Here is a 17,035-nt window from a genome sequence, read left to right as displayed (position 1 = left end):
ACCGCCGATGGCTCCATTGTGCTTGAGTTTCGCGCAGCGCCTGATATGCCCTTAATTAGTGCTTTTCGCTTAGAGCCCGTTCAATCGCAGGCGCTTGGGACTTTGCGGTGGGCCGATGAGTTTGATGGTACTGCGCTGGATTCTCGATTCTGGAGCGTCGATGAGTGGCCCGCTCGCAAAGTAAACGATGAGGATCAGGCCTATGTTAATTCGCTCGAAAACCTGCGCTTGGAAGACGGTAAGCTGATTATCGAAGCACACAAGGCCAGCGGCAGCGATGCCAGGTACCATTCTGGCCGAATTCACAGCTCGGGCAAACTTGATTTCATGTACGGGCGTTTGGATGTAAGAGCCAAGCTTCCTCGGGGACAAGGCGTTTGGCCCGCGATTTGGTTGTTGCCTACACACCCCTATCGCTATGCCACCATTTGTGACGCGAGAACACCGGATTGGCAAGGTAATGCCAACTGCGATGCTTGGCCTAATTCGGGTGAAATCGACCTGATGGAACACGTTGGATTTGAACCGGGCGTTGTGCATGGTACCGTCCACACTAAGGGGTACTATTGGGTCGAGGGCAACCAGCGTAAAGGCAGTATTGTACTTCCGGATTTGGCTGAAGATTTCCATGTTTACACTTTGCAGTGGACACCGGATCGTATGGACATGCTGGTGGACGGCTTGCGTTATTTTACTTACACCCGCGACGGCGAGGGCTGGCGCCAGTGGCCCTTTGATCATTCTTTTCACGTGATCATGAACTTGGCAATTGGTGGTATGTGGGGGCGCGCCGGTGGACCCATCGATGACAGTATTTTTCCACAGCGTATGGTGGTGGACTATGTCCGCATCTACGATATGAATCAAATAGCAGAATAAAATCTGCACAAAGCGAGTAAGAGGTTTGTTATGTTAGGTACACGATCATTAAAAGCGATTTGCTGCGGTGTTATGGTCGCTTTCGCTGGGGTGTCGTACGCGGCGAAAGATTTGATAGATCCAGAGGTGGAAGCGCGCGTCGACGGGATTATGAGTACGCTCACGCTCGAGCAGAAAATCGCTCAGATGATTCAGCCAGAGATACAGTACGTGACGCCTGACCAAGTGCGTAAGTATGGCTTCGGCTCAGTCCTCAATGGTGGGGGCTCATTCCCCAACAAAAACAAGCAGGCCACCGTGGCCGAGTGGGTTGCTCTGGCTGACGAACTTTACCTTGCCTCTATTGATACCAGCGAAGGTAACGCCGGAATCCCAATCATGTGGGGTACCGATGCAGTTCACGGCCATAACAACGTCGTCGGTGCAACGATATTCCCTCACAATATTGGGCTTGGTGCGGCGCGCAACCCTGAGTTGATCGAGCAAATAGGCGCGGCGACTTCGCGTGAAGTGCGCGCCACTGGTATCGATGGTATTTTTGCGCCGACCGTTGCTATTGTTAAAGATAATCGATGGGGTCGCACTTACGAGAGCTACAGCGACCGTCCTGACATTGTGGCGGACTACGCCGAGGCCGTTGTGCGCGGTTTGCAGTCCGAAAACATGGTGGCGACCGCGAAACACTTCGTGGGCGATGGCGGAACGTTTAGGGGTATCGATCGTGGTGACACACGTTTGTCGCTTGAAGAGCTGCTAGAGCAGCACGCGGGCGGCTATGAGACAGCGCTACGTGAAGGCGTTATGAGTGTCATGGCCTCTTTCAATTCTTGGAACGGTAAGAAGATCCACGGTAGCAAAACGATCTTAACTGACGTGCTTAAAGACCGTTTGGGGTTCGATGGCTTTATTATCTCTGACTGGAATGGTATTGGTGAGGTCGCCGGCTGTTCAAACAGTGACTGCGTACAGGCGATAAACGCTGGTATGGACATGGTTATGGTTCCTGAAGACTGGGAAGCGCTGTACCACAATATGTTAGATCAAGTGGCGAATGGCGACATTCCGATGTCTCGTATTGATGATGCCGTGCGTCGCATCCTGCGCGTTAAAGTTCTGGCCGGAATCATGGATAAACCGCTTCCCTCATCGGCGGTACTAGATGCGTCCGTCATCGGTCAGGCCTCACATCGCGAGATTGCGCGACAGGCGGTGCGCGAGTCATTAGTGCTGCTTAAGAACAACGACCAAGTCCTGCCCCTAAAGCGCGGCCAGTCGATTTTGGTCGTTGGCAGTGCGGCGAACGATATCGGTCAGCAATCGGGCGGTTGGACGATTACTTGGCAGGGTACGGGAAACCAAAACTCTGATTTCCCGGGTGCACAGTCTATATTGCAGGGTATAGAGTCTGTTGCTGCAGAAAAAGGTGCCGAAGTGACTTACAGCCCCAGTGGTCACTATAGCCAGCGCCCTGATGTGGCCGTGGTGGTGTTCGGCGAAACCCCCTATGCCGAGGGCCAAGGCGATATCGACAGCCTAAACTTTGGTGCTGAGCATCCGGCGGGTCAACAGCTGCTGCAGGCTTTGCAATCAGATGGTATTCCCACTGTCGCGGTGTTTTTGACCGGTAGGCCGATGTGGGTCAACCCCGAATTGAACGCGAGCGACGCCTTTGTTGTGGCTTGGCTACCAGGTACCGAGGGTATCGGCGTTGCTGACGTATTATTTGCAGAACCCGGCAGTGACTTCGATTTTAAAGGTCGACTTTCGTTTAACTGGCCCGCTATTGATGTTCACCCCACTAACCCTGACTTGCCGGTAGCGAGCGTACTGTTTCCCTATGGCTACGGCTTGACCTTAGAGAGTGAAGAAACTCTGCGCGACGATCTCAATGAACAACCTCTGCTGCAGCGTGCACAGGCAGAGCAGGTTATCTTTGATGCGCGGACCTTTGATCCATGGCTAATGGCAGTTGGCGACAACAGCGACTGGGAAATTCCAGTGAACTCCAAATTTGTGCGCAGTGCTGAGGGCGCAGTCGAAGTGCGCTCGGTCGACGTGAATGTGCAGGAAGACGCTCGCCAGGTTCGTTTCGGGAACGCCTCTGTGGGTGTAGCGCAAGTATATTGGTACTCGCAGGCGCCCTTAGATTTTAGTTCTTGGGGCGAGAGTGGCGCTTACCTGACGCTAAACTATCGAGTTGATCAAGCGCCTGAAGGAGACGTTGCGGTTCGCATGGATTGCGAATATCCCTGTACGGGTGAAGTGCCGTTTGCAGACGTGCTAGCGGCGGCAGCAGTTGGAGAATGGCAAGAGGCTTCGATTCCCTTAGCGTGCTTTGCAGACCGCGGTTCGGACTTATCGCAAATTAATGCTCCTTTGGTCATTGCCAGCGCCAAACCTTTAACTATGACCTTGAAGCGTGTTGCGATAAGCTCTGAGGCCACACCAGAATCGGTAGTGAACTGCCAATAATAAAATAAGGAAACGCTATGTTATCTACACTGGATATTTCGATTGTTGTGGCTTACGCACTGGGCTTGTTTGTGCTTGCTCAGTGGGTGTCGCGCGAGGAAGCGGGTCACCACAAAGACGCCAAAGATTACTTTTTAGCGGGGAAGTCCCTGCCATGGTGGGCTATCGGTGCATCCTTGATCGCTGCCAATATTTCGGCCGAGCAAATCATTGGTATGTCGGGCTCGGGTTACGCCATGGGTTTGGCGATCGCCTCGTACGAATGGATGGCCGCAATCACCTTGATCTTGGTGGGTAAATTTTTACTGCCTATTTTCTTGAAGCACGGCATTTACACCATGCCGCAGTTCCTAGAGCAGCGCTATGATCATCGAGTGCGCATTGTCTTAGCTATTTTCTGGTTGGCGGTGTACGTGTTTGTGAACTTAACTGCGGTGTTGTGGTTGGGTTCGTTGGCTCTAAATACGGTCGCTGGTGTGCCGGTGCAAACCGCCCTGATCGTTCTGGGTGTATTCGCGTTAGCCTATTCTTTGTATGGCGGCCTAAAGGCGGTCGCTTTTACTGATATCATTCAGGTTGTGTTATTGGTGTTGGGTGGTCTGATCATCGTGGCCTTGATGCTGGATAAAGTCTCCGGTGGTGAAGGTGTGGTTGCTGGATTTGTCGAGTTGACCCGAGTGGCGCCTGAAAAATTCGATATGATATTTACGCCTGAAAATGAGCATTACATGGCCCTGCCAGGTTTGTCGGTTCTGGTCGGTGGCATGTGGATTATGAATATCTCGTATTGGGGCTTTAACCAATACATCATCCAGCGTGCATTGGCGGCGAAAAGTGTTCAGGAAGCACAAAAAGGTATTGCTTTTGCCGCCTTCTTGAAACTGCTTATGCCTGTGATTGTGGTCTTGCCAGGTATTGCTCTGTTTGCGCTAGACAGCAACCTGAGTTCGCCTGATCAGGCCTATCCTCAGGCAATGACGCTGCTACCTTCTGGTCTTAAAGGCCTAGTGTTTGCCGCTTTGCTGGCGGCTATCGTCTCTTCTTTGGCGTCTATGACAAACAGCATATCGACGCTGTTTACGATGGATTTAATGCCCTCAATTCGTCCAGCTGATAAGCAAGGAGACCCAGTCGTTGTAGGTCGAACGGTAGCGGTTATTGCCATGATCTTGGCGATGATCGCAGCGGAGCCTCTGTTGGGTAAATTTGATCAGGCCTTCCAGTACATCCAAGAATTTACGGGCTTCTTTACGCCCGGTATCGTGGTGATTTTCTTGTTGGGTATGTTCTGGAAGAAAACCACAGCTGCCGGCGCTTTAGCGGCTGCAATTGGTTCGGTTGTCTTGTCCTTTGCCTTCAAAATGTTGTGGCCGGAATTGCCTTTCATTGACCGCGTAGGCCTCGTTTTCTTGATCGCCACCGGCTTGGCCGTTGTCGTGTCGATGCTGCAGAATCGCGAGCAAGAAGGCGCCATTCATTTGGATGAAATCCAATTTGCGACGACAACAGGCTTTAATATTTCTGCATTTGCAGTCACGCTGATCTTAGCCGCCTTATACGCCACATGGTGGTGATCTAGTCATATTCTCAAAGGGGCTTCGGGCCCCTTTTTTGTGCCTCTCATTTGAGCTTACACAGGCGATGTCGTTGCTATCACCTCGCGCACCAATATGGAGCAGAACTCATGCTCGGCTCTGTTTATATTGGTGCATTCATGGTTTGATATCGCAGTCACATATCTGAAGATATTTCCTAACCAATTGATTTTTATCACTAATACAAAATTGGCACCGATCCTGCGTTACCAATGAGTGCGTGCACTTGGTGAAAGCCGCAGAACAGTTTGTCAATAGAGCGCTAGGGTTCCGGCTGCTTAGCAGTGTCTGGTCCGAGAGCACTCGACCTCTTAGAGGTTACACGGCGGGATAAAAGCCCGGGAGATTTTGCGAAGGTTTTTACCGAGCGTATTCCGTGTACTCAACTCAGAGGGGATGTTATGAAACGTTTATTAGCTCTTGCGCTAACTTTAGTCTTGTCGCCGTCAGCCATGGCGCGCGATTCTTTCCAAATCTGCTGGTCAATCTATGTTGGATGGATGCCTTGGGCCTACGCCGACCAACAAGGCATTGTTGATAAATGGGCAAAAAAATACGATATCGAGATCGACGTAGTTCAGATCAACGATTACGTCGAATCAATTAACCAATACACGGCGGGTCAGTTTGATGCCTGCACCATGACGAACATGGATGCGCTGACAATTCCCGCCGCTGGCGGCGTGGATAGCACGGCGCTGATCGTGGGCGATTATTCGAATGGCAACGACGCGATCATCCTGAAAGGTGAAAAGGACCTTGCCGCCATCAAGGGGCAGTCGGTTAACTTAGTGGAGCTGAGTGTTTCGCACTATTTACTGGCGCGTGCGCTGGAGTCGGTGGGTTTGTCTGAGCGCGATGTTCAGGTCATTAACACGTCCGACGCCGATATGGTGGCGGTATACACTACCGATGATGTGAGTGCTGTGGTGACTTGGAATCCGCTAGTCTCTGAAATCGCCGCAATGCCCGATAGCCACATTGTATTTGATTCTGCTGCGACGCCAGGCGAAATCATTGATATGTTGGTGATCAATACCGAAACGCTGGCCGAGAACCCCAATTTGGGCAAAGCGTTGGTTGGCGCCTGGTATGAAACGATGGCGTTAATGTCGGCACAAACGCCCGAAGGCGCAGCGGTGCGAACTTTCCTAGGTGAAGCCTCGGGTACGGATTTGGCCGGTTACGATGCGCAGCTAGCTAGCACTCAGATGTTCTATACCCCAGCAGAAGCGCTCGCGTTGACTGAAAGCCAAGTCGTTTATGACACCATGAAAAAAGTGGCTGAGTTTTCGTTTGATCACGGTTTGCTGGGCGAAGGCGCACCTGATGCCGGATTTATCGGTATTGAAACTCCGGCGGGCACCTACGGTTCTACGACCAACGTGAAGCTACGCTTTGATCCTACCTACATGAAGATGGCGGCGGATGGCGAGCTGTAAAGCTCGCCCCTCGGACTCTTAAGTTTTAAGGATCATTATGAAACGATGGATTAACAGGCGGCCCTCGCGAGCACTCAGTGTCATGCTTGGTTTAGTGCCTCTGATCATGCTGCTGTTACTTTATATGGCCGGATCCGAAGCGCGACTCGCTGAAAACGAGGCGGATAAGTTGCTGCCAAGCTTCGAGCAGTTTGGTGACGCAATCAAACGCATGGCCTTTGAGCCGAGCAAACGCACCGGCGAGTATTTGTTCTGGGTCGACACTCAGAGTAGCTTGATTCGCTTGGGCTTGGGTGTGGGTATCGCGGCATTGACGGGGTTAATTGTAGGTGTGCTCACTGGCGCCCTACCCTCGGTGGGATCTACCCTAAACCCTTTGTTAACCATCGTTTCTTTAATTCCACCCTTGGCGGTTTTGCCCATCCTTTTCATTGTCCTGGGGTTGGGTGAGTTGTCAAAAGTGGTATTAATTGCCATCGGTGTTATGCCTTTTATTGCCCGCGATATTCAGCGGCGCACACAAGAAATACCATCAGAGCAATTAATAAAAGCCCAGACCTTGGGCGCGAATACCGCGCAAATTATTCTGCGCGTGATTCTTCCTCAGATTATGCCCCGCTTAATTGATGCCGTGCGGCTTTCTCTAGGCGCCGCGTGGTTGTTCTTAATTGCCGCTGAGGCAATTGCGTCTACCGACGGCCTTGGCTACCGAATCTTTCTGGTGCGACGTTATATGGCCATGGATGTAATTCTGCCGTACGTCGCTTGGATTACCCTGCTGGCCTTTACCTTTGACTGGATTTTGGCGCGAATTAATTACCTGTGTTTTCCATGGGATCGCTTAGCGGGAGACGAGCGATGATTGAGGTCGAAAAAGTTTGGAAACGCTACGGCGATAATACCGTACTGGAAGATCTGTCCTTGTCGGTCAAGGAAGGCGAGTTCGTGACCATGGTAGGGGCGTCGGGTTGCGGCAAGAGCACTTTTCTAAATTTACTGTTGGGTACCCAATCGGCGACGCAGGGTGAAATACGCTTGGATGGGGAGCCGATTGCAGCCGAACCTGGCCCAGATCGAGGCATTGTTTTTCAGCAGTACTCGGTGTTTCCGCACATGACTGTATTGCAGAATGTCATGGCCGCGCCAGCCTTGGCACAATCGGGTATCACAGGGCGCTTATTCGGTCGCGCCAAGCGCGAGGCTAATCAGGCGGCCTTCGAAATGCTTGAGCGCGTAGGTCTAACGGCCTCGGCCGATCAGTACCCTCAAGCCCTCTCGGGTGGCATGCGTCAACGTTTAGCAATCGCCCAAGCGCTGATTGCTAAACCACGAATTCTATTGCTCGATGAACCCTTTGGGGCCCTTGATCCCGGCATTCGCAATGATATGCATGTACTGCTCAAAAATCTTTGGGCTTCGTTTGGGTTAACGGTATTTATGGTGACGCACGATCTGAAAGAAGGCTTCTCGTTGGGGACCCGGCTCTGGGTTTTTGATAAGCGCCGGCATGATCCTCATGCACCTCAAGCTTACGGTGCCTCGGTGACCTACGACCTTAATTTGGCTACGACCAGCGAAGACGATTACGAGAAGACTCTAGCTCAGATAGATCAACGAACAGAGTAACAGAGTAAAGGATTAGATCATGGATAATTATGTGACCAAGCTCGACGCAGGCAAGCATTGGTCGTTAAAAGTGCGCCGTGGCGTCCAAATGACGCTGACGGACCTGAGTGGCGGTTCGAACGTGGGGATGGTGTTTTACAATCCCGAGAACCTGTACGAACGATACAACGCCCCCGATACTTTGAAGGCGCAACATACCTTTAAGTTGGCGCAAGGCAACTGCCTGTACTCGGATATGGGGCGGATTTTTGCGTCGATTACGCACGATGACGTGCAATGGCACGATACCGTCTGCGGTAATACCCACGCGAGCCACATAGAGCAAATGTTTGGTGCGCGGAACTATCAGACTGACCGCAACGACTGGCATCAGAACGGGTATGACGCCTTTCTTGTCGAGCTTGAAAAATATGGGCTTACCGCCAATGCCCTACCCGCCAACATCAACTGGTTTAGCTCTGTCGTGACCGATGCTGAGGGCAATATGAGTTTGCGCACCCCAGCCCAAACCGAGGGCAAGAGCCTGACCTTGCGCTTTGAAATGGACACTCTGGTGATTTTGCATACCTGCCCTCACCCTTTAGACAGCTGTGCCTCGTATCCGACAGGTCAAGTCGAGATCAGCCTAACTTTAGCGAAGCCTGTAGGCGATGACGACGAGTGCTTAAATCTGTGCCCGGAAAATCAACGAGGTTTTATGAATAACGCCTTGTATTACCTAGGAGCGAAGGAGTAAACCATGATTGTTGAAAGTTCGAGAACATCAGCGTCTGCTTATCGCATTGATCGTGTCGACTCGGGTGACTACTACCTCGAACGCATTCCTAAGGGGCATGTGGTTCGATTGCTTGACCTCGAGGGTAATCAGGCGGCTGACACGCTCTTTTTTGACGCCTCGAGTCCGACCGAGCGCTACAGCGTAACTGACACCATTCGAGAACAAGGCAACGTCTACCTGACAGCAGGTTCAGTGTTGCGTTCTACCGCCAACAAACCGCTGTTAACGATTGTGGCCGATACCTGTGGTCGTCACGATACGTTGGGCGGTGCCTGCGCTAGTGAGAGTAACACCGTGCGTTACGATCTAGAGAAGCGTTGCATGCACAGCTGTCGCGATAGCTGGATGTTGGCCATTGCAGAAAAACCTGAGTGTGGCTTAACCAAAGCGGATATCGGTCACAACATCAATTTCTTTATGAATGTGCCCATTACCATTGAAGGTGGTTTGACCTTTGAGGACGGCATTTCGGCCCCCGGTAAGTACGTCGAGTTGCGCGCAGAGCGGGATGTTCTGATGCTGATTTCGAATTGCCCACAATTAAATAACCCCTGCAATGGATATAACCCCACACCGATTGATGTGCTGATGTGGGAAGAATAAGTCACGCCACCTTTGGACGACCACAGGTGTAGAAGCGTTCGGGACGGCCCGCAAGGAGAGTTATGTTTTCACGTGTATTAATCGCCAATCGTGGGGCGATTGCCACTCGTATTATTCGATCGTTACGTCGCTTAGGCATCGAGTCGGTCGCTGTCTACGCTGAATCCGATCGCGATAGTCTGCATGTCCAGCAAGCCGATCACGCCTTCAGTTTAGGTGAAGGCCCCGCGGCTGACACGTATTTAGCAGTAGATAAAATTTTGGCGATCGCCCAAGCAACGGATGCACAAGCTATTCACCCTGGCTATGGCTTTTTAAGCGAAAATGCAGACTTCGCTCAAGCGTGTGAGGCGCAAGGTTTCGTGTTTTTGGGGCCGCGCCCTGAACAGATAATTGAATTCGGTTTAAAACATCGTGCCCGGGCCCTGGCCTTGGCTGCAGATGTTCCGCTGTTACCCGGGACCGATTTATTGACTAATCTGGATGATGCCAGAGTCGAAGCTGAGCGTATTGGCTATCCCGTGATGCTTAAGAGCACAGCAGGCGGTGGCGGTATTGGCATGCAAGTGTGTCAATCTCAAGTTGAGCTTGAGCAGGCCTACGCCAGCGTGCGCCGCTTAGGGCAAAATAATTTTTCCAATGATGGCGTTTTCATCGAAAAGTTTATCGCCTGTGCTCGCCACATTGAGGTTCAGGTCATAGGCGACGGGCAGGGACGAGCGCTTGCTATTGGTGAGCGCGATTGCTCGGCACAGCGTCGCAACCAAAAAGTCATTGAAGAGTGCCCTGCTCCAAATTTATCCGACGACGTGCGGGCTAACCTTCACAGCACCGCAGCGAACCTGTTGGCCTCTGTGAGTTATCGTAATGCCGGCACGGTTGAATTTATTTTTGACGCCGATACCGAGCAGTTCTACTTTCTTGAAGTAAATACTCGCTTACAGGTAGAGCACGGCGTTACCGAAGAAGTCTTCAAGGTTGATCTCGTTGAATGGATGTTGAAGGTCGGTGCCGGAGAGCACGCATTCTTTGATAGCTTCGACGCCAAGCCTCAGGGACATGCTGTTCAAGTTCGGGTCTACGCCGAGGACCCTTACAAAGATTTTGCGCCGGCACCAGGTTTGCTGACTGCCGTTGAATGGACTGATGAACCCAATGTTCGAATCGATCATTGGGTGAGCGCCGGCCTGGAAATATCGCCTTATTTCGACCCGATGATTGCCAAAGTGATCGTACATCGACCATCGCGCACTGAGGCTCTCGAGGCAATGGCGAGCGCTTTACGTCAAAGTCACTTGTACGGTACCCAAACCAACCTGCAGTACTTAGAGATGTTAATGCAGGATGCGGTCGTCACTGCTGGGACGATAACCACCCGCTACTTGAATGATGTGCAATGGCAACCGCGGCGCCTTGATGTCATCAGCGGCGGAACTCAAACGACCATTCAGGATGCCCGTGGTCGACGTGGCTACTGGCATGTGGGTGTACCACCTTCAGGTGCCTTTGATAACTACACCTTTCGCTTGCTCAATCGGGTGCTGGGTAACGATATCGACGCCGCTGGATTTGAAGTGGCGGTGCAGGGTCCTAGCTTCAAAGTCTCGTGTGATACCACCATTGCTTGGGGCGGTGCGACCACCGAGTTCACCTGCAATGGTGAACTGATCCCGCCTTATGAGGTGTTTGAGGTCGAGGCTGGCAGCGTGCTCGAGATGGGCGCGTTAGCAAGCACTGGCGCGCGCGCCTACATCGCCTTTGGCGGTGGCCTGAATTGCCCTGAATATTTGGGTTCACGCAGCACTTTCACTTTAGGGCAATTTGGTGGTCACAACGGACGTGCTTTACGTGCGGGCGATGTGCTGGCTTTGCCGCCAAACAACCCGAATTGTGCGCATCAAACGGCGCCTGTCGAGTTGCGGCCGGTGTTGTCTAACGCCTGGACACTCCGTGTTATTTACGGTCCACACGGAGCGCCTGATTTTTTAACCGAGAGTGATATTGATACCTTTTTTGATGCCACTTGGGAGGTTCACTACAACTCGAGTCGCACCGGAGTGCGCCTAATCGGCCCTAAACCCGAATGGGCGAGAACGGATGGCGGCGAAGCGGGGTTACACCCCTCGAACTTGCACGACAATGCTTATGCTTTTGGCTCGATAGACTTTACCGGCGATATGCCGGTCATTCTTGGACCCGATGGGCCGTCTTTGGGGGGCTTTGTTTGCCCAGCTACCGTCATTACGGCTGACCTGTGGAAGTTGGGGCAACTACGTGCGGGCGATAGACTGCGCTTTGAGCCGGTGTCTATTGAGGCTGCCGTTGCTATTGAAGCGGCGCAACATCGCGCTTTAAGTGAACTAGAACCCCGGCCGGTACGGTTACCAAACTATACGCGGCCGTTGTCCCCAGTAATTAATCGTTTGCCCGCGGCAGAATTCGGCGACGAAATTGTCTTCCGTCCTGCTGGTGATCATTTTTTGCTGATTGAATACGGTGACTTAGAACTAGATATTCGCTTGCGGTTTCGGGCGCATGCCTTGATGCGTTACCTGCAAGAAACCAAGGTCGAGGGTTTACGCGAATTAACCCCAGGTATCCGCTCGCTTCAAATCCACTACGATTCGCAGACGATTAGCCTACAAAGTGTCATTGATACTGTGGTGGCCGCCGAGCGTGTGTTAGCAAGCCAACTTGACTCGTTAGAGGTGCCTTCGCGTGTTGTGCACTTGCCCTTGTCTTGGAACGATGAGGCCTGCCAGCAAGCCATTGATAAATACATGCAGTCGGTGCGCGCGAATGCGCCGTGGTGCCCCAGTAACCTTGAGTTTATTCGACGCATTAACGGCCTGAAAGATATCGAGGCCGTTAAGAGTGTCGTGTTTGATGCCAGCTATTTGGTACTGGGTTTGGGTGACGTTTATCTCGGAGCGCCGGTCGCGACGCCCGTGGATCCTAGGCACCGATTGGTGACGACTAAGTACAACCCAGCAAGGACTTGGACGGCCGAAAATTCCGTCGGTATTGGTGGGTCTTACCTGTGTGTTTACGGCATGGAGGGGCCCGGCGGTTACCAGTTCGTTGGTCGTACCTTGCAGATGTGGAATCGCTATCAACAGACCGCACAGTTTCAACAGCCTTGGCTGTTGCGCTTTTTTGATCAGATTCGCTTTTACGAAGTCGGTCATGATGAGCTTATGCAGATGCGGCGGGATTTTCCGACCGGCCAGCACGCAATCAGAATTGAAGAAACCCGTTTTTCGCTGGCTGATTATCAAGCGTTTGTCGACAGCCAAGAAGAATCGATCCAAGCCTTTAAGTTGCAACGCGAGCAGGCCTTTGCCGATGAGCTGGCGCGTTGGCACCGCGATGGGCAGTTCCATTTTGAAGTGGAAGAGGCCCCTGAGCTTACCCAATCAGAAAATTGGCCACAAGGCGCAATTTTAGTGGATAGCCCTGTATCGGGCAGCGTTTGGCAGCACTCGGTAGCCGAAGGCGACACGGTTGTTCCCGGTCAAACCCTGGTGGTACTTGAATCCATGAAAATGGAGATTCCGGTGGTCGCCACCAGGGCGGGCAGGGTGTATCGCCTACCCCTAGGTGCAGGCGCGCGCATCACCGCAGGCCAAACTCTGTGCGTACTTAAGGAGACTAGCAATGAAGCTTGATATCACCAATGTTCGTCAATTCTACGCGCAGGGTGGTACGCCGCGACAGCTTCTAGCAGTGGTCAAAGAACGGATAGCTGCACATGCCGATAACCCGATTTGGATTTATTGTTTGAAGGATTCAGAGCTTGAGGCCTACTGCCAGTACTTAGATGATACTGATCCACGGCAATCGCCCTTATGGGGTGTGCCCTTTGCCATAAAAGACAACATCGATCTAGCAGGAGTGCCAACGACGGCCGCTTGCCCCGAGTTCTCGTACCTGCCCGAGCGCTCCGCGTTTGTCGTTCAGGTGCTGATTGATGCGGGAGCCATTCCGATCGGTAAAACAAATCTCGACCAGTTTGCGACCGGCCTTAACGGTACGCGTTCGCCCTATGGCGCGGTGCAGAACAGCGTCAACGCCGCTTACATTAGCGGCGGTAGTAGTTCGGGGTCTGCGGTGGCCACCGCCTTGAATATGGTGAGCTTTGCTTTGGGTACCGACACGGCGGGTTCAGGCCGTGTGCCTGCTGCCTTCAATGATTTATATGGGTTGAAGCCGAGCTTGGGGCTGGTTTCAACATCTGGTGTGGTGCCGGCCTGCCGCAGTTTGGATTGCGTTACGGTGTTCGCCAAAGATCTTGAGACCGCATCGGCCGCGTTTGCGGTGATGGATGCGTTTGATTCAGCCGACCCATTTGCACAAGTCAACGTCGACAGCAACGCCGCAAGAACCGAGGGGCGTCGCTCGGGCCCACTCAAACTGGGCGTAATTAAGCCTTCGCAACTTCAGTTTTTTGGCGATGCCCATTACCAACAAGCTTACGATGCCGCCTTGGCTAGAATCCAAACTGATACGAGCATCGAACTGATAGAGCTCGACTTTGAGCCTTTTGCCGAGGCGGCCTCCTTGCTCTATTCGGGCCCCTGGGTGGCTGAGCGGACTTTGGCTTGCGAAGAACCGTTAAACCAGTATCCCGATAAAGTGAACCCTGTGGTGCGCGGTATCATTCAGGGGGGGGCAGACCTCTCGGCCGCCGCGTGTTTCAAAGCGCAGTATCAATTAAAAGCGCTAAAACGCTTGTGTGACGCGCAGTTAGCGCAAGTCGATGCCATGCTAACCCCGACAGCAGGGCGTTTGTATACCTTGGCTGAGCTCGAAGCCGAACCTGTCCTGTACAACACTAACTTGGGTTACTACACCAACTACATGAACTTATTGGATTACGCCGGTCTCGCCATTCCCGCGGGGGCGACATCCCAAGGTTTGCCTTTTGGGCTGACGTTGGTTGGCTCGCGTTGCAGCGATCGCACCTTACTGTCTATTGCTCGGCGCTTGAATATCGGTGCAGTCACTGAGGGTCGCGATAAACCGGTGGCCGACAGTCGCTATTTTGATCTGTTGGTCTGCGGGGCGCACATGGAGGGTTTGCCCTTAAATCCCCAATTGCGAGAGCGGGGCGGGTACTTGTTAGAGGTGGTTAAAACGGCGCCGACCTATCGCTTGTTTGCGCTTCCGGGCGGTGGTGTTAAACGTCCGGCGCTGGTCGGTGATTTGGAGAATGGCTCCTCCATTGGTGCCGAGCTTTGGCGTTTGCCGATTGACTCTGTAGGTTCTTTTTTGCAGGGCATTCCCGCGCCGCTGGGTTTGGGCACCGTGACCTTAACTGATGGTCGAGAAGTGAAAGGTTTTATTGCAGCAGCCGGCTGCGTTGATTCCGGCGCTCAGGATGTCAGTAGGTTTGGGGATTGGCGAGCGTACTTGGCTTCGGCGTAATCCTCGTATCCTTTCACCGCGATAGATAAGTCACTCTGTCTAGCTTCCTCTGTGAAGCTAGACATTTTTGTCGTCTACCAGTAAACTAGTTTGAGCTGAAAGTAAATTGGCGCGAAATTTTTTAGATTTCCCTTAAATATAGGCTCTGTTTCTGATAGGCGCTATGAAACTTTTGAAACCAAAATAGTCAAGAAGAGATTACTGTGTACTTCCGCAAGCTCATGAAGGGCGATGGGCAAAAACTACATGCTCTGGTGGCACAATGCCCCCCACTCGATACGAACTCTGCCTACCTGAACTTTTTGCAATGCACTCATTTTGCGGACACGTCGGTTGCTGTTGAGAGTCATAGCCAGCTGTGCGGTGCGATTACGGGATACTATCAGCCTGAAGCACCCGACACGCTGTTTGTCTGGCAGGTTGCTGTTGCGCAAGCCGCACGCGGGAAGGGGCTCGCTAAAAAGATGCTTTGCCATCTTGTCGACGCCGGTTTAGGTGGTGGGCTCAAATTCATTGAGACCACCATAACTCGAGACAACCGAGTGTCCTGGGCCTTGTTCGAGGGTCTGGCTGACTACTACCAAGTCTCTTTGACCTCAAACATTTGGCTTGATCAATCGGAGCATTTTGCTGGATTACATGACTCCGAATACCTGGTCCGTATCGGGCCCTTTAACTCACCGCTAGGAATATCACCATGACAATATTTGATGAGATTGAATCTGAAGTTCAATCCTATGCACGTTCATTTCCCTGTATTTTTTCGAGAGCCAAAGACGAGCATCTTTATGATGTGGAAGGTCACGCTTACCTCGATTTTTTGGCGGGTGCTGGCACCTTAAACTATGGTCACAACAATGACCTGCTAAAGGGTGCTTTACTACGTTACATTGAAGATGATGGGATCAGCCACGGTCTAGATCTTCATACACGAGCGAAAGCTGGGTTTTTAGAAGCCCTTAACTCAACGATTCTTGAACCGCGCGGGCTCAACTACGTGGTTCAATTTACTGGTCCCACTGGGACTAATGCGGTCGAGGCGGCTCTAAAGCTAGCGCGGAACGTAACGGGTCGCGAAACCGTGATATCGTTTACCAATGGCTTTCACGGCGTAAGCTTGGGTTCTTTGGCAACGACTGGCAACTCGCATCATCGTGGTGCTTCCGGTGTCAGTTTATCTGGCGTTGCTAGAATGCCTTTTGACGGTTATCTCGGTAGCGATATCGACACTACGGCTTACCTTGATAAAGTTTTGTCGGACTCGAGCTCAGGTGTTGATCTGCCGGCCGCTGTTATCGTCGAAACTGTTCAGGGCGAAGGCGGTATCAATGTTGCGTCGTTGGGTTGGCTTAAGAATCTTGAGGCTGTCTGTCGTAAGCACGACGTGCTACTAATCGTTGACGATATTCAGGCTGGTTGTGGCCGCACGGGCGATTTTTTTAGTTTTGAAGCTGCGGGCATAAAACCCGATATTGTGACTCTTTCCAAGTCGTTGAGTGGATATGGTCTACCCTTTGCGGTCGTACTGATTCGTCCAGATCTTGATCAATGGCAACCGGGAGAGCACAACGGTACCTTTCGGGGCAACAATTTAGCCTTTGTGACGGCCACCGCTACCCTCGAGCACTACTGGTCTACACCGGACTTTGCTAAGTCTATCAAGCGCAAAGGCGAATACATTGGCAAACGCTTACGCCACATCGCTTCTCAATACGGTGATGAACAATTCCAAGTCTTGGGCCGAGGTATGATGCGAGGCCTGTTTTGTGTCAACGGCGACATTGCAGGCAAGATCACAAAGGCAGCCTTCGAGCGCAAGTTGGTTATCGAAACGAGTGGCGCTGACGATCAGGTGGTGAAGCTGCTGTGCCCTTTGACTATATCTGATATCAACCTCAAAAAAGGTTTGGACATACTCGAGGCAGCAATTAAAGAGGTTTGTCGGGCCGAGACAAAAATTCCAACACCGACTGATTACTTTATGGCGAGCTAAGGATGCACCAATGATTGTACGTACACTTAATGAAGCGAACCGTTCCGCCCGCCGAGTCATTTCACCCGATGGCAATTGGGAGAGTACTAGGTTGCTATTAAAAGATGACCACATGGGCTTCTCGTTTCATATAACCACGATTTACGCAGGCAAAGACTTTCGGTTGCACTACCAGAATCACTTGGAATCTGTGTATTGTATTTCTGGTTATGGTGAAGTT

General features: G+C 52.0%; 13 protein-coding genes and 1 riboswitch. All 13 genes read left to right on the top strand.

Annotated elements, in window-relative coordinates; all coding sequences use genetic code 11:
* A partial coding sequence (locus tag ACTF5Z_RS07950) for a glycoside hydrolase family 16 protein (RefSeq protein ID WP_438985177.1) occupies window positions 1–879 on the top strand: 879 nt, incomplete at its 5' end.
* Window positions 880–909: 30 nt separating this feature from the next.
* Entirely contained in the window at window positions 910–3,351 is a 2,442-nt protein-coding gene (locus tag ACTF5Z_RS07945; RefSeq protein ID WP_438985176.1) for a glycoside hydrolase family 3 protein, read from the top strand.
* Window positions 3,352–3,368: 17 nt separating this feature from the next.
* Window positions 3,369–4,925 carry a sodium/sugar symporter gene (locus tag ACTF5Z_RS07940; protein ID WP_438985175.1) on the top strand — a complete coding sequence of 519 codons (1,557 nt, stop codon included), beginning with the start codon at window positions 3,369–3,371 and terminating at the stop codon, window positions 4,923–4,925.
* 272 nt (window positions 4,926–5,197) lie between these two features.
* A riboswitch (guanidine-I (ykkC/yxkD leader) is annotated at window positions 5,198–5,293 on the top strand.
* 54 nt (window positions 5,294–5,347) lie between these two features.
* Window positions 5,348–6,388 (top strand): putative urea ABC transporter substrate-binding protein, encoded by a 1,041-nt coding sequence (locus tag ACTF5Z_RS07935; RefSeq protein WP_423850182.1) that lies wholly within the window; start codon window positions 5,348–5,350, stop codon window positions 6,386–6,388.
* A gap of 37 nt (window positions 6,389–6,425) precedes the next feature.
* Window positions 6,426–7,250, top strand: coding sequence for an ABC transporter permease (locus ACTF5Z_RS07930; protein ID WP_438985174.1), 825 nt, complete (start codon window positions 6,426–6,428; stop codon window positions 7,248–7,250).
* Window positions 7,247–8,014: an ABC transporter ATP-binding protein gene (locus ACTF5Z_RS07925; protein ID WP_423850180.1), complete on the top strand. Its 768-nt coding sequence runs from the start codon at window positions 7,247–7,249 to the stop codon at window positions 8,012–8,014. Before ACTF5Z_RS07930 ends, ACTF5Z_RS07925 begins: the two co-directional genes overlap by 4 nt.
* Before the next feature lie 19 nt (window positions 8,015–8,033).
* On the top strand, window positions 8,034–8,750 hold the full coding sequence (locus ACTF5Z_RS07920; protein WP_438985173.1) for an urea amidolyase associated protein UAAP1: 717 nt from the start codon (window positions 8,034–8,036) through the stop codon (window positions 8,748–8,750).
* A 3-nt stretch (window positions 8,751–8,753) separates the two neighbouring features.
* A complete protein-coding gene (locus ACTF5Z_RS07915; protein ID WP_438985172.1) occupies window positions 8,754–9,395 on the top strand; it encodes an urea amidolyase associated protein UAAP2 in 642 nt (213 codons plus the stop codon).
* A 62-nt stretch (window positions 9,396–9,457) separates the two neighbouring features.
* Window positions 9,458–13,063 carry an urea carboxylase gene (gene uca, locus ACTF5Z_RS07910; protein WP_438985171.1) on the top strand — a complete coding sequence of 1,202 codons (3,606 nt, stop codon included), beginning with the start codon at window positions 9,458–9,460 and terminating at the stop codon, window positions 13,061–13,063.
* Window positions 13,053–14,822: an allophanate hydrolase gene (gene atzF, locus ACTF5Z_RS07905; protein WP_438985170.1), complete on the top strand. Its 1,770-nt coding sequence runs from the start codon at window positions 13,053–13,055 to the stop codon at window positions 14,820–14,822. Before uca ends, atzF begins: the two co-directional genes overlap by 11 nt.
* Window positions 14,823–15,025: 203 nt before the next feature.
* Window positions 15,026–15,523 (top strand): diaminobutyrate acetyltransferase, encoded by a 498-nt coding sequence (gene ectA / locus ACTF5Z_RS07900; protein ID WP_438985169.1) that lies wholly within the window; start codon window positions 15,026–15,028, stop codon window positions 15,521–15,523.
* Window positions 15,520–16,815: a diaminobutyrate--2-oxoglutarate transaminase gene (gene ectB / locus ACTF5Z_RS07895; protein ID WP_438985168.1), complete on the top strand. Its 1,296-nt coding sequence runs from the start codon at window positions 15,520–15,522 to the stop codon at window positions 16,813–16,815. The genes ectA and ectB overlap by 4 nt, the downstream gene beginning before the upstream one ends.
* 10 nt (window positions 16,816–16,825) lie before the next feature.
* Window positions 16,826–17,035 (top strand): ectoine synthase (locus ACTF5Z_RS07890; RefSeq protein ID WP_438985167.1); only part of this gene is annotated, 210 nt, incomplete at its 3' end.

It is taken from the genome of Aequoribacter sp. (genome assembly GCF_965659035.1).
GTDB lineage: Bacteria > Pseudomonadota > Gammaproteobacteria > Pseudomonadales > Halieaceae > Aequoribacter.
Note: the sequence above shows the minus strand (reverse complement) of the source record. Positions and strands in the feature narration are given on the sequence as shown.